Consider the following 23,091-nt stretch of genomic DNA (forward strand, 5'->3'; position numbering starts at 1 on the left):
TTTGCGCTGGCGCTGACGCCCGGGCCGGACATGCTGCTGGTGATGACGCGCTCGGTGGCGCAGGGCCGCGTCGCCGGGCTGGTGACGCTCGCCGGCATCACCGTCGGCTGCTACGGCCATGCGCTGGTGGCGGGCTTCAGCCTGAGCGGCGTGCTGCTGATCGCGCCGGTGATGTTCGAGGCGATCCGCTGGGCGGGTGCCGCCTATCTGCTCTATCTTGGCGTGCAGGCCTTTCGCGGCGCTGGCGGTTTTCAGCCACCCAGCGCCAATGCGCCGCGGCTGCCGCTGTGGAGCCTGTTCCGCCAGGGACTGCTGACCAATCTGCTCAATCCGAAAGTGGCGCTGTTCTTCCTCGCGCTGTTTCCGCAGTTCATGCGGCCCGATCCGGATACCGCCGTATGGCAGGCGCTGATCCTCGCCGTGGTGCTGAGCACCGCCGGCGGCATCGTCAACGGCAGCATCGCGCTGGTGGCTGGCCGGCTCGGCGAATGGCTGGCGCGGCGTCCCGCCTTCGTGCGCTGGCAGAACCGCCTGCTCGGCTGCGTCTTCGCCGCGATGGCGCTCAGGCTGGCCTTGGACCGGCGCTGAACGCAAATCGGGGCGACGAGGTCACAGCTACAGCGTCGCGGTCTTGACGCCGGCGACTTCGGCGGTGCCATCGAGGATCGCGGTCTTGATCGTCTCCAGCCCGAGTTCGAATTCCTGGATGCGCTCGCGCAGGCCGCGCAGCTCGTCGAGCGCGACATGGCCGATCGGACGGTCGCTCTGGCTGTATTCCAGCACCAGGCTGGCATAGCGGCCGCGCATCCTGGCCAGCGACTTCACCATGGTTTCCAGCTCGCCCGGCTCGATGCGGCCCAGCGCCCAGACCATCTGCGACCGGGTGGCCTCCTGCTCCATGATGCCGAGCTGCTGCACATACTGCCGGGCGGTCAGCGCGCCGGCGCCCGGGGCGAGGTCGCCGTCGCGCAGTGCCAGCCGCTCGCGCGCCGAGGCCGGCGTCGCAGCATTCTTGATGGCGGCCTTCAGCTGGGGCTCGACCTTCTCGGCCTGACGCAGGGACAGCAACGCGATACCCATGATGCAACTCCTTACCCGTGGTTTGCCGGATAAGGAGCAAACGCCGTGCCATAATTAATGTCGCGGATTTCCGGGGAAACCAGCCCGGCTGGCATCCGGCGGGCGGCAGCTTTTGCCGGGCGGTCAGGGCATCAGGGCCGGCGCCGGCATGCTGGCGATCCGGTCGTCGAAGCGCAGTTCCAGCAGCCAGTCCTGCGGCCGGGCGCGGTAGCTGGCCAGCTGCTCGGGGGTCAGGCTGAACTCGGCCTGGCTGGACAGGCCGGCGGACCGCGCCCCGCCGCCGCCCATGACGGGAAAGGACAGCCCGATGCCGGTGCCGAAGCTGCCGCTGGATCCGGCGCCCACGCCGACCCCGACCGATGGCCGGCCCAGGCCGCCATCGGAATATCCGCCGGAGGGCTCCGGCGTGCTGAGACGCCGGGTCAGGATGGTGTCGCCGCCGGGCGCGGTGAGGCGGGCATCGCGCAGCACCTCCTCGCTGATCACCCGCATGAACAGCAGGCCGCTCTGCTCGCCGACCCAGGCGGCCACCCGCGGCGGCGCCGGGGTGGAGGGCGTGCAGGCCCCCGCCAGCAGGAGAAGCGCCGCAAGCGGCAGCAGGACAAAGAAAAGAGCAGGGCGGCGGGCGGCGATCATCATGGCCGATCATATAGCGTGGGCGCGCCGGGCGATAACCCGCCGCCGCCGATGCCTGTTCACCGCGGACAGTGCAGGCTAAGCTGCGCCGCCTTTCATGACAAGAAACGGAACAGGTGGCGCGAGGAACGATGAGCGGAACCGACAATCTCTTCGATCTCACCGGCAAGGTCGCAATCATCACCGGCTCCAGCCGCGGCATCGGCAAGGCGATCGCGCTCCGCATGGCGCAGCATGGCGCGAAGGTGGTGATCTCCAGCCGCAAGGCCGAGGCCTGCGAGAAGGTGGCCGCCGAGGTCCGGCAGGCCGGCGGCGAGGCGATCGTCGTGCCCTGCAACGTCTCCGACAAGGCGCAGCTCCAGACCCTGGTGGACACCACGCTCCGGGAATGGGGCCGCATCGACATCCTGGTCTGCAATGCCGCCGTGAACCCGTTCTTCGGCTCGGCCAAGGACATCCCCGACGATGCCTTCGACAAGGTCATGCATGTCAACATCAAGTCGAACCACTGGCTCTGCAACATGGCGGCGCCGGACATGGCCAGGCGCAGGGACGGCGCGATCATCATCATCTCCTCGGTGGGCGGCCTGTTCGGCTCCAACCTGCTGGGCGCCTATGCCATCTCGAAGGCGGCCGACATGCAGCTTGCCCGCAACCTCGCCGTCGAATGGGGGCCGGACAACATCCGCGCCAACTGCATCGCGCCGGGCCTGATCCGCACCGATTTCGCCCGCGCCCTGTGGGAGAATCCCGACATCGCCAAGAAGGCGACCCACGGCTATGCGCTGAAGCGGGTCGGCGAACCCGACGAGATCGCCGGCGCCGCCGTCTTCCTCGCCTCGCGGGCGGGCAGCTTCATGACCGGCCAGACCATGGTGATCGACGGCGGCGGCATGGTGAATTTCCAGAGCGTGTGAGGCTGCCGCACTCCCGCTCCGGCGCGGCAACCTATATAAGGAAGCATGACTCCCCGTCCGGCCATCCAGAACCCGCGCGAGATCATCGACCGCAAGGCGCTGACGCTGCAGCTCGATGCGCTGGGCGGCGAGGGCATGCATGGCAGCCAGGAGCAGCGCAACCAGGCGCTGGTGCTGCTCAAGGCGGCGCTGAACGCGGGCCGCGAGACGATCCGCCAGCGCTTCCTCCAGGGCATGCCGGCCCTGGCGACGCGGCAATCGCTCGCCTATCTCACCGACCAGATCATCCGGCTTACCCATGACTTCACGGTGAACCGGGTCTATCGCCTGCCCAATCCGACGGCGGCCGAGAAGCTCTCCATCGTCGCGGTCGGCGGCTATGGCCGCGGCGAGATGGCGCCGTTCTCCGATGTCGACCTGCTGTTCCTGTTTCCCTACAAGCAGACGCCCTGGGGCGAGCAGGTGGTCGAATACATGCTCTACCTGCTGTGGGATCTGGGGCTGAAGGTCGGGCATGCGACCCGCAGCGTGGACGAATGCATCCGCCTGTCGCTTTCCGACATCACCATCCGCACCGCGATCCTCGAGCAGCGCTGGATCTGGGGCGACCAGGAGCTCGCGGTGCAGCTGCGCCAGCGCTTCCAGTCCGAGGTGGTGGCGAAGACCGGACTCGACTTCATCGAGCAGAAGCTGGCCGAGCGCGACGAGCGCCATCGCCGGATGGGCGATTCCCGCTATGTGGTCGAACCCAACGTCAAGGAAGGCAAGGGCGGCTTACGCGATCTCCACACGCTGCTCTGGATCACGAAATATGTCTACGGCATCGAGGATGTCGCCGAGCTTGTCGGCCGCGGGCTGCTGACGGCGGAGGAACATCGCCGCTTCGTGCAGGCCAGCGAGTATCTGTGGACCGTGCGCATCCACCTGCACTACCTGAGCAACCGGCCGGAAGAGCGGCTGACCTTCGACATGCAGACCGAGATCGCCAAGGCGATGGGCTATGCTGACCGCCCGGGCCGCAGCGATGTCGAGCGCTTCATGAAGAAATACTACCTGATCGCCAAGGAGGTCGGCGATCTGACCCGCATCTTCGCGGCGGCGCTGGAGGAGCGGCACAAGAAGAAGAAACCGCTGGCGGCGATCCGCTCGAAGATCCGCCGGCCGAAGCGGCTGGACGGTTTCGAGATCGAAGGCGGCCGGGTCAACGTCGCCGGCGAGGACATGTTCGAGAAGCAGCCGGTGAGGATGCTGCGGCTGTTTCATCTGGCGCAGGAGCAGGGGCTGGACATCCATCCCGAGGCGCTGCGCCTGGTACGGCGGAACCTGAAGCTGATCGATGCGCGGCTGCGCAACGACGCTGAGGCCAACCGTCTCTTCATGGAGATGCTCTGCTCGAGGAACGATCCCGAGACGACGCTGCGGCGCCTCAACGAAGCCGGCGTGTTCGGCCGCTTCGTGCCGGATTTCGGTCGCGTCGTGGCGCAGACGCAGCACGACATGTATCACACCTATACGGTGGACGAGCACACCATCCGTGCCATCGGCATCCTGTCGCGCATCGAGAACGGCGCGCTGAAGGAAGACCATCCGCTGTCGGTGCATATCATCAAGGAGGTGCTGTCGCGCCGCGTGCTCTATGTCGCCCTGCTGCTGCACGATATCGCCAAGGGCCGCGGCGGCGACCATTCGGTGCTGGGCGAGAAGGTGGCCCAGAAGCTCGGGCCGCGCTTCGGCCTGACGGCGGCGGAAACCGAAACCGTCGCCTGGCTGGTGCGGCATCACCTCGCCATGTCGGCCACCGCCTTCAAGCGCGACATCTCCGATCCCAAGACGGTGATCGACTTCGCGCAGCTGGTGCAGAGCCCCGAGCGCCTGCGGCTGCTGCTCTGTCTCACGGTGGCCGATATCCGCGCGGTCGGCCCGACGGTGTGGAACGGCTGGAAGGGCCAGCTGCTGCGCGAGCTCTATTACCGCGCCGAGGAATATCTCTCGGGCGGCTTCACCGGCCGTGGCCGCGAGCAGCGCATCGCCGACACCAAGGCCGAGGTGCGCGCGAAGCTGACCGGCTGGAGCAAGGCGGAGATCGACCGGCTGGTGAAGCGCCACTACGAGAACTACTGGTATTCCAACGACGCCGACACCATCGTCCGCCATGCCCAGCTGATGAAGCGGGCCGATACGGAAGGCCGCGCGCTCACCACCGAGACGCGGCCCGACCGCTTCCGTTCGGTGACGGAATTCACGCTCTATGCGCCCGACCATCCTGGCCTGTTCGCGCGCGTCGCCGGCGCCATGGCCGCTGCCGGCGCCAATATCGTGGACGCGAAGATCTTCACCACCAATGACGGCATGGCGCTGGATACCTTCGTGATCCAGGATGTCGAGGGCGCGCCCTTCGACAAGCCGGACCGGCTGGCGAAGCTGCACAGCGCCATCGAGCGCGCGCTGTCGGGCGATCTCAAACTGCGCTCGGCGATCGCCCAGGAGAAGCCGGGCCTGCCGAGCCGCACCCGCGTCTTCAAGGTCCAGCCGCGGGTGCTGATCGACAATCTCGCCTCCAACCGCTGGACCGTGATCGAGGTGAACGGCCGCGACCGGCCGGGCTTCCTCTACGACGTGACCCGCGGCCTCTACGACGCCAACCTGACCATCGGCTCGGCCCATATCGCCACCTACGGCGAGCGCGCGGTCGACGTCTTCTACGTGCAGGACCTCACCGGCATGAAGGTGACCGACAAGCGCCGCCTGCAGCAGATCGAGAAGGCGCTTCTGAAGCGCATTACCCCGGAAGAGAGGCCGGCCGCCAAGGCCAAGGCGGCGTAGCGCGGACACACGATCCGTCATGCCTGGGCGAGGCCGGGGTATCCGTTCCAATCATCCGCATGGCGGAGCCACGGGACGGACCCCCGGGCAAGCCCGAGGATGACAATTGGAGTGGTGGCGACGGTGTTGCCGCACCTCTATAGTCCTCCGCACATCAAAGCGAATCATCATGTCCCTCTTCCGCGCCATCGCCACCGTCGGCAGTCTGACCATGCTGAGCCGGATTGCCGGCTTCGGGCGCGACCTGATGATCGCCCGCTATCTCGGCGCCGGTCCGGTTGCCGATGCCTTCTTCGTCGCCCTGCGGCTGCCCAACTTCTTCCGCTCGCTGTTCGCCGAAGGGGCGTTTACCGCCGGCTTCCTGCCGCTCTTCGCCGGCACCGAGGCGACCGAGGGGCGCGAGGCGGCGCGCGGCTTTGCCGCCCGCGCGCTCGGCATCCTGCTGCCGGTGACTCTGGCCTTCACCGTGGTCGCGCAGATCGCCATGCCGGCGATGATCCTGGTGCTGGCGCCGGGCTTCGTCGGCGATGCGACGCGCTTCGATCTCGCGGTGACGCTCAGCATCATCACCTTTCCCTATCTCGTCTTCATCAGCATCGCGGCGCTCTACGGTGCGATGCTGAACAGCGTCGGCCGCTTCGCCGCCATGGCCGGCACGCCGATCCTGCTCAATGTCACGATGATCGCCGGCCTGCCGCTGCTCTCCGACCATGTCGGCGGGCCGGGCCATGCGCTGGCCTGGTCGGTGCTGGCGGGCGGCATCGTGCAGTTCCTCTGGCTCAGCCATTCGGTGCATCGCGCCGGTCTCGGCCTGCGCCTGCACCGGCCGAAGCTCGACGCGCGGATCCGCCGGCTGTTCCGCCTCGTGCTGCCCGCCGCCTTCGGCGCCGGCGCCACCCAGGTCAACCTGATCGTCGGGCTGATGCTCGCCTCGCTGCTGCCGGCCGGTGCGGTCTCCTATCTCTTCTATGCCGACCGGCTGAACCAGCTCACCGTCGGCGTGGTCGGCGTCGCCATCGCCACGGCGCTGCTGCCCACCATCTCGGCGCAGCTTGCCCGTGGCGAAACCGAAGCGGCGATCGCCAACCAGAACCGCGCGCTGGAATTCGGCCTGCTGCTCTCGCTGCCGGCGGCGGCGGCGCTGATCGCGGTGCCGTTCCCGATCATCTCGATCCTGTTCGAGCGCGGCGAGTTCGACGCGGCGACGGCGCAGGCCACGGCGGATGCGCTGCTCGCCTATGCCATCGGCCTGCCCGGTTATGTGCTGGCGCGCAGCCTGACGCCCAGCTTCCATGCCCGGCAGGATACGGCCACCCCGGTGCGGCTGGCGCTGGTCAGCATCGCGGTCAATCTCGGCGGCGGCGCGCTGCTGATGCAGTGGCTCGGCCATGTCGGGCTGGCGCTGGCCACCGCCCTGGCTGCCCTGGTCAACACATCGCTGCTCGGTTTCGTGCTGCACCGTCGCGGCCACTGGCGGGCGGATGCGCGACTGAAAAGCCGTGCCTGGCGCATTCTCGCCGCAGCCCTGCTCATGGCCGCAGCCCTGGTGGCGGCCGACCGCCTGCTGCTGCCCGGCTGGTATGCCGGCGGTGACGTCCTGCGGCTGGCAGCGCTGGCGCTGCTGGTCGGCGGCGGCATGGCGGTCTATCTCGGCGCCGTGCTGGCGTTCGGCGGCACGCGGCCGGCGGAATGGAAGACCATGCTGCGCCGGCCGAAGAAGACCTGATGGCCGCCTGTTGACGCCGCTGCGGCCAGCAGCGATAACCGCGCCGCACTTTATCCCGTCACCGGGGCCTTCCACCGCCCCAAACCAAAAGGGACTTCCCATGGCCTTCCAACGGCGCATCTTCTCGGGCATCCAGCCCACCGGCAATCTCCATCTCGGCAACTACCTCGGCGCGGTGCGCAACTGGGTCAAACTCCAGGCGGAGTTCGACTGCATCTTCTGCATGGTCGACATGCACGCCATCACCGTGCGCTCCGACCCCGCCGAGCTGAAGCGCAGCACGCGCGAACTCGCCGCGGCGATGATCGCGTCGGGCATCGACCCGAAGAAGAACATCCTGTTCAACCAGTCGCAGAACCCCGACCACACGACCCTGGCCTGGATTTTCAACTGCGTCGCCCGGCTCGGCTGGATGAACCGCATGACCCAGTTCAAGGAAAAGGCGGGCAAGGACCGCGAGAATGCCTCGCTGGGCCTCTATGCCTATCCGGCGCTGATGGCGGCCGACATCCTCGCCTACAAGGCGACCCACGTGCCGGTCGGCGAGGACCAGAAGCAGCATCTGGAACTGACCCGCGATATCGCGCAGAAGTTCAACCACGATTACGGCGTGGAATTCTTCCCGCTGACCGAACCGCAGATCTTCGGCGCCGCGACCCGCGTCATGAGCCTGCGCGACGGATCGAAGAAGATGTCGAAGTCGGATGCCTCCGACCAGTCGCGCATCAACCTCACCGACACGGCCGATGCCATCGCCGACAAGATCAAGCGCGCCAAGACCGATCCGCAGCCGCTGCCGGACTCGGTGGAGGGTCTCGCCGGCCGCCCGGAAGCCGAGAACCTGATGGGCATCTATGCCGCGCTGACCGACAAGACCCTGGAGCAGGCGGTAGCCGACTGCGCCGGCAAGGGCTTCGCCGAGTTCAAGGGCATGCTGACCGAGGCGGCCGTCGCGGTGCTCAGCCCGATCACGGCAGAGATGCGCCGGCTGATGGCCGATCCGGGCTATGTCGACGGCATCCTGCGCGATGGCGGCGCACGGGCGCGGGCGATCTCGGCGCCGATCCTCGCCGAGGTTTACGACATCGTCGGCTTCCTGCGGCCCTGATGCCGCCCGGCAGCCTTGAACAGAGGGGCGGGCGGACCCACATTGCTCCTGCCCACCCCCTGATCCGGCTGCGCCATGACTGATTACGCCTCGTCCCTGTCCGCCCGCCTGCGCAGCCGCTGGCTGCTCGTCGCCGTGGTGGCGATCATCGTGATCTTCGGCCTGTATTATCCGGTCGGCATGCTGGTCGTGCACAAGGTGGACGACAATCTCGACTACCAGCTCGCGCCGGGCGAGGTTACGCCGGGCGGCAGCCGCGCGGTGGCGATGGCGGCCTCCCTGATCCAGCGCGAGGTCGACCATAACGGCTGGGTGGCGAACGATCCCTTCTTCCTCCCGGGCTCCATGCTCGACAACATGCCGAACTACCAGCTCGGCATGATCCATGCGCTCGGCCGCTTCGCCTTCGAGATGGTCGACCAGATCGGCCGCACCCGCGGCTCGAGCCAGACCGACAGCGACCTGCAGGAGGCCGCCGGCCTGCTGCAGTATTCCGGCACCAAGTGGATCTTCGACTTCTCCACCTCGCTGCTGCCGACGGCGAAGTCGGAGGACCAGTACCGCAAGGCGCGCCGCGCGCTGCTCAACTACGACCGTCGCCTCGCCGCCGGCCAGGCCGTGTTCGAGCGCCGCGCCGACAACCTGCTCTCGACGCTCGACCGCATCTCGCTGGATGTCGGTTCCGCATCGGCGGCGATCGACCGGCAGATCCACGAAGGCAGCGGGCAGTGGATCGATACACAGAGCGACGACGTCTTCTACAGCGTGAAGGGGCAGGCCTACGCCTATTACATGCTGCTGCGCGAGCTGCGCGAGGATTACGCCAACATCGTGCGCGACCGCGAACTCGGCACGGCATGGGACCAGATGCTGGCGTCGTTCGCAGCGGCGTCCGATCTCGAGCCGCTGATCGTGTATAACGGCAAGCCGGATGCGATGGTCCTCCCCAACCATCTCGCCAGCATGGGCTTCTACCTGCTGCGCGCCCGCACCCAGATCAGCGAGATCAGCAATATCCTCCTGAAATAGCGGGCTTCTATCCGCTTGCGGAGAATGCCGCAGAAATGGCAACCTCTCCGCCATGAGTGAAGCCGTATCCGCAGCCGCCGCGCGCAAGGAAGCCAAGCGGCGCAGCAAGTTCCTCGTCGTGGTCGACAATACCGACGAGGTGCGCATCGCCGTTCGCTATGCGACGCGGCGCGCGCGCAACCTGCGCTGCGGCGTGGTGATGCTGCGCGTGGTCGAGCCGGTGGACTTCCAGCAATGGGCCGGCGTGGCCGAGATCATGCGTGAGGAAGCCCATGACGCCGCCGAGCAGCTGCTGCAGAAGCTGGCCGAACAGGTGAACCAGGAATCCGGCATCATGCCCGAGCTGGTGATCCGCGAGGGCGTGGCGAAGGACGAGATCCTGAAGCTGGTGGACGAGGAACCCGACATCCGCATGCTGGTGCTGGCCGCCGCGCCGGGCAGCGAGGGTCCCGGTCCGCTGGTCAGCAGCTTCGCGCAGATGGCAGGACAGCTGAAATGCCTGCTCACCATCCTGCCCGGCGGCCTGAGCGACGAGCAGATCGACCTGCTGACATAATACCGGTTGAACGGTCAGGCGCCGGGGATGAGCTCCCTCGGCAGCGTGTAGAGCTCCTGCGGCTCGCGGATGCCGCGCAGCACATGGCTGCCCAAGGCCTCCATCTTGCGGCTGCGCACTTCCGCGGCGAAGGCGGCGGAAGCGATCAGCGGCCGGTCCAGCACCTTGCTCTGCGCTTCCAGCCGCGCCACCTCGTTGACGGCGCGGCCGATCACGGTGAAATCCAGCCGTTCGCTGGCACCGATATTGCCGAACAGCACGCGGCCCAGATGCAGGCCGATGCCGGTGCGCAAAGCCGGCGCGCCTTCCAGCGCGCGGCCCTGGTTGAGTTCATGCAGGGCGGCGAAGGCCTGTTCGGCGGCGGTCAGGGCGCGCTCGCAGGCTCCCCTGCGGCCGTCGGTCTTCTCGTCGACCCGGAAGACGGCCAGCAATCCGTCACCGATGAATTTCAGCACCTCGCCGCCATTGGCCTGGATCGGACCGGCCATGGCGTCGAAATAGCTGTCCAGGGTCGCCACCACTTCCTGCGCCGTATGGCTGTCGGAATAGGCGGTGAAGCCGCGCAGGTCGCTGAGCCAGATGGCCGCCTCCACCTCGTAGCCGCGGCCGCGCATGAAATTGCCCTTCAGCACCCGCTTGGCCGGGGCATGGCCGAGATAGGTGGTGAGCAGGTCGCGGGTCATGCGCCGCGCGGCTTCCAGTTCCAGCCGCAGGGCGATGATCGGGATCAGCTCCATCAGATAGCTGAGCTCGTGGGGGCGGAAGCCGCCGGGACGGTCGGTGGCGAAGGTGACGAAGGAAATGTTGCTCTGGCCGGCCGTCCCGATGGCCGGTCCCTGGGTGAACCGCAGCGGCAGCGCGATGTAGTCGGTGGCGCCGATCGCCTTGAGGTCATGCAGGATGCCGAAATCCATCAGCGCATTGGCATCCTCCAGGCGCCGCCGCACCGCCGCCGCTCCCTGGTGGATCACCGCCACCGGCGAGTTGAGATATTCGGCGGTCTTCTGGATGCCGTGGGCGCGTTCCGTCATCACCACGCCCTTGCCGCGCTGCCATTGATAGCCGCGCACGAAGGTCAGGGGGTGCATGGAGGGCAGTCCGGTGGTGACCCGCAGCAGCGGCAGCCCCTCCTCGAGCAGCCGGTTGCAGAATTCCTCGATCAGCTCCGCAATCGGCACCGCCTTGCCGCCATGTTCGATCAGCCAGCGGGCGGTCGGGGTCAGGCTGAGGCGCGAATCGGGCCAGCTCGGCAGGCGTTCCGGAGGGGAAAGCGCACTGCTCATCGAATCCACGATCTGGGGAAAAACGGTGATTTTATCCACATGACCTTGTTTTCTTCCAACGGAGCGGCCACAGGCGCAAGTTTGTTTCGCCGCCTTGGTTTTGCCTCACCTTTCCGCCTTGATATTTGCGGACCCCCTGACCAATTTCCAGTCACCTTTTTGGAACCAGACATGTTCATTCAGACCGAAACCACGCCGAACCCGGCAACGCTGAAATTCCTCCCCGGCCGCGATGTGCTGCCGGAAGGCAGTGTGAATTTCACCGATGCCGAAGCGGCCAAGGCATCGCCGCTGGCGACCCGGCTGTTCGCCGTCGGCGGCGTGGAGGGCGTGTTTCTCGGTTCCGACTTCGTGACCATTACCAAGGCGACCGATCGCGACTGGCCCGAGCTGAAGCCGGCACTGCTTGGCGCGATCATGGAGCATTTCATGGCCGGACTGCCGGTCATGAACCAGGACAGCGCCGCCGCGGCGGGGTCCGAGGATGAAATCTACGATCCGGCCGATGCCGGCATCGTCTCCCAGATCAAGGAACTGATCGAGACGCGGGTCCGCCCTGCCGTGGCGCAGGATGGCGGCGATATCGTTTTCCGCGGTTTCGAACGTGGTGTCGTTCTGCTTCACATGCAGGGCAGTTGCGCCGGTTGCCCCAGTTCCACGGCAACCCTGCGCTACGGCATCGAGAACATGCTCAAGCATTACGTCCCGGAAGTGTCCGAGGTCCGGGCAGTCTAGTTCTTTTCCCGGCCGGTTCGAGTCAGAGCCGCCCGGTTTCACGCGTTTCCTGGTGGGGGATCGCACAAGGGCAGTGCCCTGGGCGGTCCGGCAAGTTGCGCCGGTCGTCCCGTCGTTACGGCACTGAGAACTGTGAGAGGTTTGACCCATGACGGTACATCGCGATCGGCATCTTCTTGCCATCGGATCCGACGTTCGCCTCATGCTGACCGGTCTTGGCCTGTTGCTGGCCGTCGGTCTGGTTTCCGGTGTCGGTGTCGGCCTGATGTCCAGCCGCCAGCTGGCGCATACGCCCGAGGCCGTGCAGCCGCAGCTTGCTGCTGCCCACCCGACGCTGTCCGAGGGTGTCCAGGAGGCGCTTGCGCGCCTGCGCAACATCGCACAGGTCGACTGGCGTTCCGTTGTGGAGCCGGCGCGCGCGCTGGCCGAGCGCACGGTCGCCGAGGCCGAGCGTCCGGCGCCGCCGGCCGAGCCCGCCGTGGCGCCCGAAGAGGCGGCCCGCCGGGTCGCCGAGGGCCGTCGCTTCTCGCCCCATCGCACCGCGATCCGCACCGATGCCCACCGTACGGTGGATGCCATGCTGCGCCGCTTCGAGCAGCACGGTTTCGAGCTCACCGATTTCCGCTCCGTCACCGGACAGCTGGAAGTGCCGCGCATCTTTGTGGCCTCGCTGCCGATCGACATCGCTGAAGTGAACCTCACCGAAAAGCGCAAGCGCGCCTTCGTGAAGGTGATGCTGCCGCATATCCTGCGCGAGAACGAGCGCCTGATGGCCGACCGCGAGAAGCTGGAACGCCTGCATGACCGCATGCAGATGGGCGCAGCGCTGTCCAACCGCGACCGCGCCTGGCTGCAGCAGCTGGCCGACCGGTACGGCCTGGACGAGGTCGATACGGCCGAACTGCTGGAGCGGGTCGACATCGTGCCGCCGGCGCTGGCGCTGGCGCAGTCGATCGAGGAATCCGGCTGGGGTACCTCGCGTTTCGCCCTGCTGGGCAATGCGGTGTACGGCCAGTGGACCTGGACGCCCGGCGCCGGCATCGTCCCGGAGAACCGGCCTGAAGGCGAGACCTACGAGGTTCAGCGCTTCAAGAGCCTGGAGAATTCGGTTGCCGCCTATATGCGCAACCTGAACAGCAAGTCGAGCTATCGCGAATTCCGCGAGCATCGCGCGGCGATGCGCGCGCGCGGCGAGGCGCCGGACAGCTACAAGCTGGCCGGATATCTGCACCGCTATTCGATCCGGGGCGCCGATTACATCCGCACCATCCGTTCGATCATGCGCTCGAACAGCCTCGAGCTGTTCGACGACGCACGCCTGGCCGACGAGCCCGCCTCCATCCTCAGCAGCATGGACTTCTTCAACAAGTCCTGACGCTCAACCGCCTGCCGCATGAGCCGCCGGAGGCGGCGGCGGCGTCCGTTCCGCATCCCCTCGCACACGGTCCTGCCGGAATTTGGCGAAAATCCGGAATCGCCGCTGTCTTGCGGCTGCGCAGGCGCGCCCAATATACTGAAACGGAACAAAAAACGGATTCGGCTACCGCCTCGCTGTCGCGCGGCGGAATGCTTTTTCTCAGGGGGTTACCCATGACTCGCATTGCATCCCGCGCTGTTGTCGTCGCTCTTGCCGCCGCGCTCGGCCTGACCGGCTGCGCCACCGGGAATGGCGGTCCGCAGATGAACAAGGAGACCGTCGGCACCGTGCTCGGCGGCGTCGGCGGAGCGGTCATCGGTTCGGCTTTCGGCAGCGGCACCGGCCGCCTGGTCGGCGTTGCCGCCGGCGCCCTGGCCGGCGCCTGGCTCGGCAACCAGATCGGCGCCTCGCTCGACAAGGCCGACCGGACCGCCATGGAGCGCGCCAGCCAGCAGGCCACGACGGCGCCGATCGGGCAGACGATTTCCTGGCGCAATCCCGACAGCGGCAATTCCGGCACGGTGACGCCCACCCGCGAGGGCACCTCCAGCAGCGGCGAATACTGCCGCGAGTTCCAGCAGTCGGTGACCGTCGGCGGCAAGACCGAGCAGGCCTACGGCACGGCCTGCCGCCAGCCCGACGGCAGCTGGAAGGTCGTTCAGGGCTGATGCCATGTCACGCATGACCGGCATCGCCGCGGCGCTGCTGTTTGGGGCAGCGCTTGTCATGGCCGGTCCGGCCCGCGCCGATTTCGCCGCCGGAGTGAAAGCCTACGAGGCGGGAGATTACAGAGCCGCCTTCGAGGCCTGGCTGCCGCTGGCCGAGGGCGGCGATGTCGCGGCGATGCGCAATCTGGGGCATCTGTATCGCTGGGGTCAGGGCGTCGAGGCCAGCCCCGAACTGGCCATCCACTGGTATCGCCGCGCGGCCGAGAAGGGGTTCTCCCGTGCCCAGGCCAATCTCGGTGCCATCTATCTGCAGGGCGACGGCGTGCCGGTCGATTACGCCGAAGCCCTGAAATGGTTCGACGCGGCGGCGAAGCAGGGCCATGCCGTGGCGCAGTACAATCTTGGCCTGATGTATGAACTCGGCCTCGGCGTGGAAAAGGACGAGGCGGTCGCGCTGGGCTGGTACAACAATGCCGCCAAGGCGGGGCAGCCCGATGCGCTGGAGCGTCTGTCGCAGCTGGTGATGCGGCGCGAGCCGGCGCCGTCTGACCGTCCGGTCGAAAGCCAGCCTGCAGCCGCAGCGGAGACGCCGGCGCCTCCGGCCGGGGCAATGGCAAGTCCGGCGCCGGCACCCGCCCCGGTCCCGGATACGCCTGCGGCCGCGCCCGCGGAGCCGCCTCCCGCGATGCCGGTTGCAGCACCGGCCGAGCCGGCGCCCGCACCGGCGTCGGATCCGGTGGAGGCCGCCGCGCAGCCTGCCGCTCCGCAGCCGGACGGGAGCGAAGGCCGCGGCCTGCTCGGACGCTTCTACTCGGCGATCAGCTCCGGCGGCGGCGTCTCGCTGCCCGATCTCTTCAAAAGCGGCGAGCCGGCGGAAGGGGAGGCCGCGCCGGCGGACAGGCAGCAGCCGTGACGGCAGCACCCTAGTCTGGCAGAATGTCGGCCATGCGTGATCCCTATGATGTCCTTGGCGTGGCCCGCGGCGCGAGCCAGGAGGAGCTGCGCAAGGCCTATCGCAGGCTGGCCAAGGAACTGCATCCCGACCGCAATCCCGGCAATGCGAAGGCGACCGAGCGGTTCAAGGAGGTTTCGGCCGCCTACGACATCCTCGGCGATCCGGAGAAGCGCGCGAAATTCGATCGCGGCGAAATCGATGCCGCCGGACAGCCGCGCGCCCAGGGATTCCGCGGCGGTTACCATCCGGGCGGCGGCGCGGGCGCCGGCGGGTTCCGCGGCGGCTTCGGCGGCGCGCGGGGACCGTTCGGTTACGGCGGCTTCGACCCCGGCGCCGGCGACGACATCTTCGACGAGATTTTCGGCCAGATGCGCCGCGGCCGTCCCGGTGCCGGCGCGCGCCGCACCTCCATGCCGCAGCGCGGCGCCGACCGCCGCTTCAGCCTGAAGATCGCCTTCATGGACGCTGCCCGCGGCACCAAGCGGCGCCTCACCATGCCCGACGGCAAGCAGCTCGACGTCACCATTCCGGCCGGTCTCGCCGACGGTCAGCAGATCCGGCTGCGCCACCAGGGCGATCCCGGCATCAATGGCGGCGAGGCGGGCGATGCGCTGATCGAGGTCAGTGTCGAGCCGCATGCCTTTTTCACGCGGCAGAACGACGACGTGCATCTCGAATTGCCGGTGACCCTGGACGAGGCCGTACTCGGCGCCAAGATCGCGGTGCCGACGATCGACGGCATGGTCGCGGTGACGGTTCCGAAGGGCGCCAGCTCGGGCACCACCCTGCGCCTCAAGGGCCGCGGCTTCCCGCTCAAGGGGGGAGCCTCCGGCCAGCGCGGCGACCAGTATGTGAAGCTCAAGATCGTGCTGCCGGAGAAGCCGAACTCCGCGCTGGAGAAGCTGATCGAGGGCTGGGCCAAGTCGAACAGGTACGACGTGCGGGCAAAATACACGGTGGAGTAGGCGGCCGTGGCGAAATCGCCTGCGGATCGTCTGCGTGCCATCTGCCTCGCGCTGCCCGAGGCGATGGAGAAGGAGGCCTGGGGCGATCCCACCTTCCGGGTCCGCGACAGGATCTTCGCGATGTTCAAGCAGGGCGACGGCCGGCCGTCGCTGTGGTGCAAGGCACTGCCGGGAAGCCAGACAGTGCTGGTCGGCGCCGATCCGGAGCGCTTCTTCGTGCCGCCCTATGTGGGACACAGGGGATGGGTCGGCATGCGGCTCGATCGCAGGCCGGACTGGAATGAGGTGGCCGAACTCGTCCGCCGCAGCTACCGGCTCACCGCACCCAAACGCCTCGGCCGGCTGGACTGATTGCGCCCGGCGTCGGGCGGGCGCTTTTAACGAAGCATTCACCATATCCTGAGAGCTTCAGGCCGGACTCCCTTGCCGGGGAGTCCGGCGGACGTCTATGGTCCGCAGCATTCGTACCCGATTCGCGGTGGGCCCGATTCGGTCATGTATTCACGACGGATCGTCTTAACCTCTCTTCTGGGCCTGCTCGGCGGCACGGCCCTGCCGGGCGGCGCATATGCTGCGCGGCGCAAGGGGATTCCCCTGCCCGAGGCCAAGCCGCCGCGGCCCGCGCCGAAAGTGCCGCCGCGTCCGCCGGCCGTGCTGGTGCTCGATCCCGGCCATGGCGGTCGCGATCCCGGCGCCATCGGCGGTCGCGGGACGCTGGAAAAGGATGTCACGCTGTCGATCTGCCAGACCATCCGGCAGGTCCTCTCGAAGCACAAAGACCTCCGGGTGTTTCTGACCCGCGAGCGCGATACCTATATCCCGCTGGCCAGCCGGGTCGCCTTCGCCCATGACAAGGGCGCCGATCTCTTCATATCGATCCATGCCGATGCGGCGCCGAACCGCCGTGCGCGCGGCCTCTCGGCCTACAGCCGGGCCGAGAAGGCGTCGGACGATTTCGCCCGCGCGCTGGCCGACCGCGAGAACCAGGTGGATGCGATCTACGGCTTCGATGCCTCCGCCACGGATCGCCAGACCGCGGCGATCCTGATCGATCTCGCCCGGCGCCACAGCCACAATGCGTCGCTGAACGCCAAGCGTCGCATCATCACCGGCGTCGGCCGTTCGGTGCCCCTGCTCGATAATCCGATGCGCTCGGCGAATTTCGCCGTGCTGCGCTCGCCGGCGATTCCCTCGGTGCTGATCGAGACGGGCTTCCTGACCAATCCGCAGGACGAGAAGGTGCTGCGCAGCCCGCGCGCCCGCGCCGAACTGGCCCGCTTCCTTGCCGGCGAAATCGCGCCCGTCACTCTCGATCTGCGCGACGCATAGAGCCAGAAATGCTAGAGCGGCTTCTCGTAGGCGACGAGGCCGTCGCTGCGGGCCTGCTCAATGAAACCGAGCCGGCGCAGCACCCGCTGCGAGGCCTCGTTCGGAATGTCGGTGGCGGCGACGATCTCGTGACGGCCGGCGGCACGGGCCGCCGCGATGACGGCGCGGGCCGCCTCGGTGGCCAGGCCCTTGCGCCAGTATTGCCGCAGCAGGCCGTACATCAGCTGCGAGACGCCGCGCACCGGCAGGAAGCCGGCGAAGCCGATGATCGTCGGCTCGTCCCGCAGGCGCAGCGACCAGAGACCGAGCTTTCCCTCGGCGAACCGCGTCTCGCTGGCGGCGATCTCCTGCGCCATGCATGCGTCGGAGACGATGGCATCGTCGAGCAGGTAGCGCCGCACATCCGGGTCGCGGAAGATCGTCAGCAGAGCCGCGGCATCATCCTGCGCGAACGGCGTCAGCCGGAGCCTCGCTGTCTGAAGCTCTGCGCTCAAGCGCGATCCAGCCGGACGGCGAAGAAGCCGTCCATGCCGCCGCGCTCATGCCACATGGAGGGCAGGGTGCGCAGGCAGCCATCCTTGGTGACGGCATCGTTCGGCACGTTGAGATCGGCGGCGCTGGCGCGGTGCAGGCTGGCGCCGGGCAGGGCGCGCAGCTGCTCGAGGTGGCCTTCGCCTTCCTCCGGCTGCAGCGAGCAGACGCAGTAGACCATGCGGCCGCCCGGCTTCACCATGTCCCAGGCATGGCCGATCAGCCGGCTCTGCAGGGCGCGCAGCTTGGCGAGGTCGGTTTCCGATTTGATATGCGGCAGGTCGGGATGGCGGCGGATCGTTCCGGTCGCGGTGCAGGGCGCATCCAGCAGCACGGCGTCGAAGGCCTCCGGCGCCTGCCAGGTCTCGATATCGGCGCAGATCACCGAGGCCATCTGACGCAGGCGGTCGAGATTCTGCTGCAGCCGCTTCAGCCGCTGCGGCGACCGGTCGACGGCCGTCACCGCGGCGCCGAGCGCCCCGAGCTGCGCCGTCTTGCCGCCGGGCGCGGCGCAGAGATCGGCGACGATCTGGCCCTTCACGTCGCCCAGCATGCGCACGGGCAGGGTTGCCGCCGCATCCTGGATCCACCAGCCGCCGGAATCGAAGCCGGGCAGGCTTTCCACCGGGCCGCCCTCGTGGCGTCGCAGCGATCCGTTCGGCAGCACCTCCGCCTTCAGGTTCGTCGCCCAGTCATGCACGTCGCTGGCGACGGAAATATCCAGCGGCGCCTCGCGGCTGTGGGCCTCGGCGATGGCGCGCGTCGTTTCCTCGCCATAGGCCGCCACCCAGCTGCGCCACAGCCAGTCCGGCGTGTTCAGCCGCGGCGCATCCTGCTGCGCCACGGTGGCGGCGCCTTCGGATGCCACCTTGCGCAGCACGGCATTGACCAGACCGCGCATCTTCTCGGGCACGATTTCCACCGTGCTGTGCACGGCGGCATGGGCCGGCGCATCGAGGAACAGCAGTTCGGTGGCGCCGAGCCGCAGCGCATTGCCCGGCAGGCCCTTCGGCCACTGCGTCAGCCAGCCCTGCAGCACTGCGTCGACCTGGCCGCGGCGGCGCAGGGCGGTGGCGACCAGACGCCGGGTGAAGGCGCGGTCGCGGTCGGCCAGCGCGGCGAAACCGCCCTGGGGATCGGTCATGGCGTCGTCCAGCGCCCGGCGCCGGTCCAGCACGGCGCCGAGCAGGAAGGCGGCGACCATGCGCGCACTCGGCGCGGCAGATTCAGACTCGGGCGGGGCGGACATGCTTCCTTTGTAGTCGCGCGCCGGCCGGCCGTCGAGGCCGGCCATGTATGACCAAATGGAGTCCGCGCCTGCGCCCGCGCGGGCCATTTGCGGCAAAACCATGGCAGCCCCTTGGCTTGGCGGCGGGGGCGGAACCTGTTAATCCTGCGCCATGCCGCAGCAGCCGACCCGAATCGCCCCATCCATCCTTTCGGCCGATTTCGCCCGTCTGGGCGAGGAAGTCGCCGCCATCGATCGCGCCGGCGCCGACTATATCCATATCGACGTGATGGACGGCCATTTCGTCCCGAACCTGACGATCGGCCCGGGCGTCGTTGCCGCTCTGCGCAAGCACACGAAAAAGCCGTTCGACGTGCATCTGATGATCTCGCCGGTCGATGCCTTCATCCCGCAATTCGCGGAAGCGGGCGCCGACATCATCACCGTGCATCCCGAAGCCGGCCCGCATGTCCACCGCACCCTGCAGCTGATCCGCTCGCTGGGCAAAAAGCCCGGCCTGTCGCTCAATCCCGGCACGCCGGTGGAGGTTGCGCTCGCCGTGCTCGACATGGTCGATCTCGTGCTGGTGATGAGCGTCAATCCCGGTTTCGGCGGCCAGAAATTCATTCCGACCCAGCTCGAGAAGATCCGCGTGCTGCGCAATGCGATCGATGCCAGCGGCCGGCAGATCGATCTCGAGGTCGATGGCGGCATCAATGCCGAGACGGCGAAGCTGGCGGTCGCGGCCGGCGCCGACGTGCTGGTCGCCGGCACCGCAACCTTCCAGGGCGGAGCCGCGGCCTACGCCGACAACATCGCGCGGGTCCGCGCCGCTCCCGCGCCAGCCGCTGCGTGAAGCCCGGCGTGGCGGCCGCGGCGCTCCAGGATACTTTTGCCCTGAAGCTGGCGCGGCGCATCGGCGCCGCGCTGTTCCGCACGCGCCTCTACGCCTGGACGCTGCCGCGCAAGGCGCCGCTGGAACTGCCGGTGCTGCCCGACCATGCCTGGCCGGGTTCGGCCGCCAATGCCGACCGCCTCTTCCAGGGCCGCTTCATCTTCGCCGGCGTCGAGGTCGTTTCGCCGCATGCGCCGCCCTGGTCGATGACCGCCGAGGAACTCCGGCTCGACGCGCCGAGCTTCGAAGGCTGGGCCGCGGTGCTGCACGGCTTCGGCTGGCTGCGCGATTTCGCGGCGCAGGGCGGCGATATGGCGCGGCGCATGTCGCGTTCGCTGGTCACCTCCTGGCTGGAACGGCACCAGCGCATCCAGGGCCTGCCCTGGCGTGCCGATGTGGCGGGCCGGCGGCTGGCGCACTGGCTGAGCCATGCGCATTTCCTGCTGCAGGGCGCCGACGAAGCCTTCGCCCACGATTTCCTGCTCGGCATCGAACGCCATGCCGTTCATCTCGGCCGCATTGCCCGCTTCGCGCCGCCCGGCCAGCCGCGCATCGATGCCTTTCTCGGCCTTGCCTATGTCGCCGAATGCCTGCCGCGCGGCGATCTCAAGCCGGGGCAGCGGCCCTATCCGCTGGCGGTGCAGCAGCTGAGCGAGGCCGCCGAGCAGCAGGTGCTGGCCGATGGTGGCCATGCCTCGCGCTGTCCGTCGCGCGTCTTCCTCATGCTGCGCGATCTCGTGCCGCTGTGGCAGTTCCTGCGCGTGGTCGATCCCGAACGGGCGGCATTGCTGCAGCCCTATCTCGACCGCATGGCGCCGATGCTGCGCTTCTTCCGCCATGGCGATGGCGGCCTCGCGCTGTTCCACGGCGGCGAAGAGGAAATTCCGGCGCAGATCGATCAGGTGCTGGACCTGTCGGAGTCCAAGGGCAAGCCGCTCAGCTCGGCGCATCTCAGCGGCTTCGAGCGCGCCGTCGTCAAGCGCGCCCTGCTGCTGCTCGATGCCGGCGCGCCGCCGCCGGCCTTCGCGGGCTCGCGGCCGCATCACGGCCTGCTCGCCTTCGAATTCAGCCACGGCAAGGATCGCCTGATCGTCAATTGCGGCGCGGCGCGGCGCGCGGGCGGCGGCTGGGCCGCCGCGCTCAGCGGCATCGCCGCGCACAGCACAGTGACGCTCGGCAACGCGGAACCTGTCGACGGCGCGCGGGTCAAGGTTGCGCGCAACGAACAGGACGGCGCGGTCTGGTTCGAGCTGGAGCATGACGGCTGGGCGCCGGTCTTCGGCGGCCGGCTGCATCGCCGGCGGCTCTATCTGTCGGCGGGCGGCGACGACCTGCGCGGCGAGGATACCATCACTGCGACCGGCGCGGCCGATCGCGGACAGCCGGTGGAAGCCGTGCTGCGGCTGCATCTGCATCCCAGCGTGCATGCCTCGGCGCTGGCCAGCGGCGACACGGTGATCCTGAAGAGCGGCAGCGGACAGGGCTGGCGCTTCCGCGGCGCGGGCGGTGTTGTGCGGCTGGAAGACAGCGTGTATTTCGGGCGTAACGATGCCAATGGCGGCGGCGAGCCGCGGCGGACGCAGCAGATCGTCATGACGGGCTCCGCCGGTGCCGAACCGCTCGTCTTCAAATGGGCGCTCAGCAGGATCGGATGAGCAGTATGATCGGCGGCGGCAGACTGGTGCGGCTGGATGCGCTGACACCGCAGCGCTGGAAGAATGGCGGCGGCGTGACTTCCGAGATCGCCTGCTTCCCGCCCGGTGCCGACTGGAAGAATTTCGACTGGCGGGTCAGCCGCGCGATCATCGAAAAGGACGGCGCCTTCTCCGTCTTCCCCGGGATGCTGCGCTGGATCCTCCTGCTGGAGGGCAACGGCTTCACGCTGTCGTTTGCCGACCGTGAAAAGCTTCACGTCACCGAGCGCTTTGCGGTGGAAAGCTTCCCCGGCGACGGCATCACCCATTGCACGCTGAACGGCGGCCCCAGCGTGGTGCTCAACGTGATTGCGCGTGCCGACATGCTGATGCGGGTCAACGTCACCACCAGCCGCGCGCCGCTGCCGTCGCTCGGCCATGCCCTGATCGCCGAGGCCGGCGTCAGCGTCCGTCTCGACGAGCAGACCGTGCTGCACGCCGCGACGGGAATCCGCTGAGTTATCTCAGCGCTTCACGCGGCCGATCAGCGGCTTGAGCGGCGATTGCGGCCGCGGGCCTATCTGGGCGATCACTTCCGCGGCGCAGAGCGCGCCGAGCTGGCCGGCCGCATGCAGATCGAAGTCATGGGTCAGGCCGTAGAGGAAGCCGGCGGCATAGAGGTCGCCGGCGCCGGTGGTGTCGATGACGTTCACGTTCGGCACCGCATCGATGATGTGCACTTCTTCGCCGGCCAGGATCACCGATCCCTTCTCCGAGCGGGTAAGCGCCGCGATGTCGACATGCTCGCGCGCCTGCTGCAGGGCGGAATCGAAATCGCCGACCTGGTAGAGCGATTTGATCTCGGCCTCGTTGGCGAACAGGATGTCGACATGGTGTTCGGCGAGATGCAGGAACTCCGCCCGGTGGCGGTCGACGCAGAAACTGTCGGACAGGGTCAGCGCCACGCGGCGGCCGGCATCATGGGCGAGGCGGATCGCCTTGCGCATGGCGTCCTTGGCCTGCGGCTGGTCCCAGAGATAGCCTTCCAGATAGACGATCTCGGCGCGCGAGACGGCGGCGGGCTCGATATCCTCGGGGGTCAGGTCGATGGATGCGCCGAGATAGGTATTCATGGTGCGCTGTGCATCGGGCGTCACCAGGATCAGGCAGCGCGCGGTTGAGGGGCCTTCGGATGCCGGCGGCACGTCGTAGCGCACGCCGAGGCCGCGGATGTCGCGGATGAAGGACTGGCCCAGCGGGTCGTTGCGCACGCGTCCGATGAACTGGACATTGCCGCCGAGCGAGGCGATGCCCGCCGCGGTATTGGCTGCCGAGCCGCCGGACATCTCCACCGTCGGGCCCATGGCGCCGTACAGCTGTTCCGCCCGGCCGCCGTCGATCAGCGTCATGCTGCCCTTGGTCATGCCATGTTCGTCGAGGAAGTCGTTGTCGACGCGGGCCAGCACATCGACGATGGCGTTGCCGATGGCGAGCACGTGGGTCTGGCTGCTGGACATGCGGAATCGTTCCCCCGGACGGTGATTGAAGTTACTCTCTAGCGGACCGATCCCGGGAA

General features: G+C 68.1%; 23 protein-coding genes. 17 read left to right on the forward strand and 6 right to left on the reverse strand.

All coding sequences use genetic code 11. The annotated features are described in order from the left end of the window. Positions 1 to 588: LysE family translocator (locus VKZ87_RS05780; RefSeq protein WP_324220303.1), on the forward strand; the 588-nt coding region annotated here is incomplete at its 5' end. A 27-nt stretch (positions 589 to 615) separates the two neighbouring features. Here VKZ87_RS05780 and VKZ87_RS05785 read toward each other — a convergent pair. Further along, on the reverse strand, positions 616 to 1,080 hold the full coding sequence (locus tag VKZ87_RS05785; protein WP_324220304.1) for a hypothetical protein: 465 nt from the start codon (positions 1,078 to 1,080) through the stop codon (positions 616 to 618). Between the two features lie 123 nt (positions 1,081 to 1,203). Further along, a complete protein-coding gene (locus VKZ87_RS05790) occupies positions 1,204 to 1,719 on the reverse strand; it encodes a hypothetical protein (protein WP_324220305.1) in 516 nt (171 codons plus the stop codon). A 128-nt stretch (positions 1,720 to 1,847) separates the two neighbouring features. Here VKZ87_RS05790 and VKZ87_RS05795 point away from each other — a divergent pair, with 128 nt between their 5' ends. From VKZ87_RS05795 to VKZ87_RS05820, 6 genes are all read left to right on the forward strand, one after another. Then, positions 1,848 to 2,633: an SDR family oxidoreductase gene (locus VKZ87_RS05795; protein WP_324220306.1), complete on the forward strand. Its 786-nt coding sequence runs from the start codon at positions 1,848 to 1,850 to the stop codon at positions 2,631 to 2,633. Positions 2,634 to 2,678: 45 nt separating this feature from the next. Beyond that, a complete protein-coding gene (locus VKZ87_RS05800) occupies positions 2,679 to 5,456 on the forward strand; it encodes a [protein-PII] uridylyltransferase (protein ID WP_324220307.1) in 2,778 nt (925 codons plus the stop codon). A gap of 169 nt (positions 5,457 to 5,625) precedes the next feature. Further along, entirely contained in the window at positions 5,626 to 7,182 is a 1,557-nt protein-coding gene (murJ, locus tag VKZ87_RS05805) for a murein biosynthesis integral membrane protein MurJ (protein WP_324220308.1), read from the forward strand. Positions 7,183 to 7,282: 100 nt separating this feature from the next. Then, positions 7,283 to 8,290, forward strand: a complete 1,008-nt coding sequence (gene trpS, locus VKZ87_RS05810) for a tryptophan--tRNA ligase (RefSeq protein ID WP_324220309.1) — start codon at positions 7,283 to 7,285, stop codon at positions 8,288 to 8,290. Positions 8,291 to 8,365: 75 nt separating this feature from the next. Further along, a complete protein-coding gene (locus VKZ87_RS05815; RefSeq protein ID WP_324220310.1) occupies positions 8,366 to 9,319 on the forward strand; it encodes a DUF2333 family protein in 954 nt (317 codons plus the stop codon). A 52-nt stretch (positions 9,320 to 9,371) separates the two neighbouring features. Then, complete coding sequence (locus VKZ87_RS05820; RefSeq protein WP_324220311.1) at positions 9,372 to 9,875, forward strand: universal stress protein; 504 nt, start codon at positions 9,372 to 9,374, stop codon at positions 9,873 to 9,875. Positions 9,876 to 9,889: 14 nt separating this feature from the next. On the opposite strand, the gene VKZ87_RS05825 is transcribed toward VKZ87_RS05820, so the two are convergent. Beyond that, positions 9,890 to 11,158 (reverse strand): adenylate/guanylate cyclase domain-containing protein, encoded by a 1,269-nt coding sequence (locus tag VKZ87_RS05825; protein ID WP_324220312.1) that lies wholly within the window; start codon positions 11,156 to 11,158, stop codon positions 9,890 to 9,892. Positions 11,159 to 11,329: 171 nt separating this feature from the next. On the opposite strand from VKZ87_RS05825, the gene VKZ87_RS05830 reads away from it, so the two are divergent. The 7 genes from VKZ87_RS05830 to VKZ87_RS05860 all read left to right on the forward strand — a co-directional run bounded on the left by VKZ87_RS05830 (position 11,330) and on the right by VKZ87_RS05860 (position 17,227). Continuing rightward, positions 11,330 to 11,893 carry a NifU family protein gene (locus VKZ87_RS05830; protein ID WP_324220313.1) on the forward strand — a complete coding sequence of 188 codons (564 nt, stop codon included), beginning with the start codon at positions 11,330 to 11,332 and terminating at the stop codon, positions 11,891 to 11,893. A gap of 148 nt (positions 11,894 to 12,041) precedes the next feature. Continuing rightward, a complete protein-coding gene (locus VKZ87_RS05835) occupies positions 12,042 to 13,268 on the forward strand; it encodes a glucosaminidase domain-containing protein (RefSeq protein ID WP_324220314.1) in 1,227 nt (408 codons plus the stop codon). A 215-nt stretch (positions 13,269 to 13,483) separates the two neighbouring features. After that, the gene (locus VKZ87_RS05840; RefSeq protein WP_324220315.1) at positions 13,484 to 13,978 is read left to right on the forward strand and encodes an RT0821/Lpp0805 family surface protein; all 495 of its coding nucleotides are present in this window, start codon (positions 13,484 to 13,486) and stop codon (positions 13,976 to 13,978) included. Positions 13,979 to 13,982: 4 nt separating this feature from the next. Continuing rightward, positions 13,983 to 14,891, forward strand: a complete 909-nt coding sequence (locus VKZ87_RS05845; RefSeq protein WP_324220316.1) for a tetratricopeptide repeat protein — start codon at positions 13,983 to 13,985, stop codon at positions 14,889 to 14,891. Positions 14,892 to 14,923: 32 nt separating this feature from the next. Next, positions 14,924 to 15,898: a J domain-containing protein gene (locus VKZ87_RS05850; protein WP_324220317.1), complete on the forward strand. Its 975-nt coding sequence runs from the start codon at positions 14,924 to 14,926 to the stop codon at positions 15,896 to 15,898. A gap of 6 nt (positions 15,899 to 15,904) precedes the next feature. Further along, complete coding sequence (locus VKZ87_RS05855; protein WP_324220318.1) at positions 15,905 to 16,249, forward strand: MmcQ/YjbR family DNA-binding protein; 345 nt, start codon at positions 15,905 to 15,907, stop codon at positions 16,247 to 16,249. A 144-nt stretch (positions 16,250 to 16,393) separates the two neighbouring features. Beyond that, positions 16,394 to 17,227 carry an N-acetylmuramoyl-L-alanine amidase family protein gene (locus tag VKZ87_RS05860; protein ID WP_324220319.1) on the forward strand — a complete coding sequence of 278 codons (834 nt, stop codon included), beginning with the start codon at positions 16,394 to 16,396 and terminating at the stop codon, positions 17,225 to 17,227. Between the two features lie 11 nt (positions 17,228 to 17,238). Here the strand turns inward: VKZ87_RS05860 and VKZ87_RS05865 are convergent, their stop codons facing one another. Together VKZ87_RS05865 and VKZ87_RS05870 are read right to left on the reverse strand one after the other, a co-directional pair. Further along, the gene (locus tag VKZ87_RS05865; protein WP_324220320.1) at positions 17,239 to 17,721 is read right to left on the reverse strand and encodes a GNAT family N-acetyltransferase; all 483 of its coding nucleotides are present in this window, start codon (positions 17,719 to 17,721) and stop codon (positions 17,239 to 17,241) included. After that, a complete protein-coding gene (locus tag VKZ87_RS05870) occupies positions 17,718 to 18,962 on the reverse strand; it encodes an RsmB/NOP family class I SAM-dependent RNA methyltransferase (RefSeq protein ID WP_324220321.1) in 1,245 nt (414 codons plus the stop codon). Before VKZ87_RS05870 ends, VKZ87_RS05865 begins: the two co-directional genes overlap by 4 nt. A gap of 196 nt (positions 18,963 to 19,158) precedes the next feature. Here VKZ87_RS05870 and rpe point away from each other — a divergent pair, with 196 nt between their 5' ends. Genes rpe through VKZ87_RS05885 form a run of 3 tightly spaced genes read left to right on the forward strand, consistent with a single transcriptional unit; the run spans position 19,159 to position 22,033 of the window. After that, on the forward strand, positions 19,159 to 19,842 hold the full coding sequence (rpe, locus tag VKZ87_RS05875) for a ribulose-phosphate 3-epimerase (protein ID WP_324220322.1): 684 nt from the start codon (positions 19,159 to 19,161) through the stop codon (positions 19,840 to 19,842). An 8-nt stretch (positions 19,843 to 19,850) separates the two neighbouring features. Continuing rightward, entirely contained in the window at positions 19,851 to 21,536 is a 1,686-nt protein-coding gene (locus VKZ87_RS05880; protein WP_324220323.1) for a heparinase II/III family protein, read from the forward strand. Next, positions 21,533 to 22,033: a HutD family protein gene (locus VKZ87_RS05885; RefSeq protein ID WP_324220324.1), complete on the forward strand. Its 501-nt coding sequence runs from the start codon at positions 21,533 to 21,535 to the stop codon at positions 22,031 to 22,033. Before VKZ87_RS05880 ends, VKZ87_RS05885 begins: the two co-directional genes overlap by 4 nt. A 6-nt stretch (positions 22,034 to 22,039) precedes the next feature. Here VKZ87_RS05885 and VKZ87_RS05890 read toward each other — a convergent pair whose 3' ends face one another. Continuing rightward, positions 22,040 to 23,032 carry an adenosine kinase gene (locus VKZ87_RS05890; RefSeq protein WP_324220325.1) on the reverse strand — a complete coding sequence of 331 codons (993 nt, stop codon included), beginning with the start codon at positions 23,030 to 23,032 and terminating at the stop codon, positions 22,040 to 22,042. Between the last annotated feature and the right edge of the window lie 59 nt (positions 23,033 to 23,091).

It is taken from the genome of Ferrovibrio sp., from assembly GCF_035304305.1.
Classification (GTDB): Bacteria; Pseudomonadota; Alphaproteobacteria; order Ferrovibrionales; family Ferrovibrionaceae; genus Ferrovibrio.

What these genes read in the sequence shown, in the direction of transcription:
- VKZ87_RS05785 (WP_324220304.1), bottom strand. Translation starts at nt 1,080, where the DNA reads ATGGGTATCGCGTTGCTGTCCCTGCGTCAGGCCGAGAAGGTCGAGCCC.
- VKZ87_RS05790 (WP_324220305.1), bottom strand. Translation starts at nt 1,719, where the DNA reads ATGATGATCGCCGCCCGCCGCCCTGCTCTTTTCTTTGTCCTGCTGCCG.
- VKZ87_RS05795 (WP_324220306.1), top strand. Translation starts at nt 1,848, where the DNA reads ATGAGCGGAACCGACAATCTCTTCGATCTCACCGGCAAGGTCGCAATC.
- VKZ87_RS05800 (WP_324220307.1), top strand. Translation starts at nt 2,679, where the DNA reads ATGACTCCCCGTCCGGCCATCCAGAACCCGCGCGAGATCATCGACCGC.
- murJ (WP_324220308.1), top strand. Translation starts at nt 5,626, where the DNA reads ATGTCCCTCTTCCGCGCCATCGCCACCGTCGGCAGTCTGACCATGCTG.
- trpS (WP_324220309.1), top strand. Translation starts at nt 7,283, where the DNA reads ATGGCCTTCCAACGGCGCATCTTCTCGGGCATCCAGCCCACCGGCAAT.
- VKZ87_RS05815 (WP_324220310.1), top strand. Translation starts at nt 8,366, where the DNA reads ATGACTGATTACGCCTCGTCCCTGTCCGCCCGCCTGCGCAGCCGCTGG.
- VKZ87_RS05820 (WP_324220311.1), top strand. Translation starts at nt 9,372, where the DNA reads ATGAGTGAAGCCGTATCCGCAGCCGCCGCGCGCAAGGAAGCCAAGCGG.
- VKZ87_RS05825 (WP_324220312.1), bottom strand. Translation starts at nt 11,158, where the DNA reads ATGAGCAGTGCGCTTTCCCCTCCGGAACGCCTGCCGAGCTGGCCCGAT.
- VKZ87_RS05830 (WP_324220313.1), top strand. Translation starts at nt 11,330, where the DNA reads ATGTTCATTCAGACCGAAACCACGCCGAACCCGGCAACGCTGAAATTC.
- VKZ87_RS05835 (WP_324220314.1), top strand. Translation starts at nt 12,042, where the DNA reads ATGACGGTACATCGCGATCGGCATCTTCTTGCCATCGGATCCGACGTT.
- VKZ87_RS05840 (WP_324220315.1), top strand. Translation starts at nt 13,484, where the DNA reads ATGACTCGCATTGCATCCCGCGCTGTTGTCGTCGCTCTTGCCGCCGCG.
- VKZ87_RS05845 (WP_324220316.1), top strand. Translation starts at nt 13,983, where the DNA reads ATGTCACGCATGACCGGCATCGCCGCGGCGCTGCTGTTTGGGGCAGCG.
- VKZ87_RS05850 (WP_324220317.1), top strand. Translation starts at nt 14,924, where the DNA reads ATGCGTGATCCCTATGATGTCCTTGGCGTGGCCCGCGGCGCGAGCCAG.
- VKZ87_RS05860 (WP_324220319.1), top strand. Translation starts at nt 16,394, where the DNA reads ATGTATTCACGACGGATCGTCTTAACCTCTCTTCTGGGCCTGCTCGGC.
- VKZ87_RS05870 (WP_324220321.1), bottom strand. Translation starts at nt 18,962, where the DNA reads ATGGTCGCCGCCTTCCTGCTCGGCGCCGTGCTGGACCGGCGCCGGGCG.
- rpe (WP_324220322.1), top strand. Translation starts at nt 19,159, where the DNA reads ATGCCGCAGCAGCCGACCCGAATCGCCCCATCCATCCTTTCGGCCGAT.
- VKZ87_RS05885 (WP_324220324.1), top strand. Translation starts at nt 21,533, where the DNA reads ATGAGCAGTATGATCGGCGGCGGCAGACTGGTGCGGCTGGATGCGCTG.
- VKZ87_RS05890 (WP_324220325.1), bottom strand. Translation starts at nt 23,032, where the DNA reads ATGTCCAGCAGCCAGACCCACGTGCTCGCCATCGGCAACGCCATCGTC.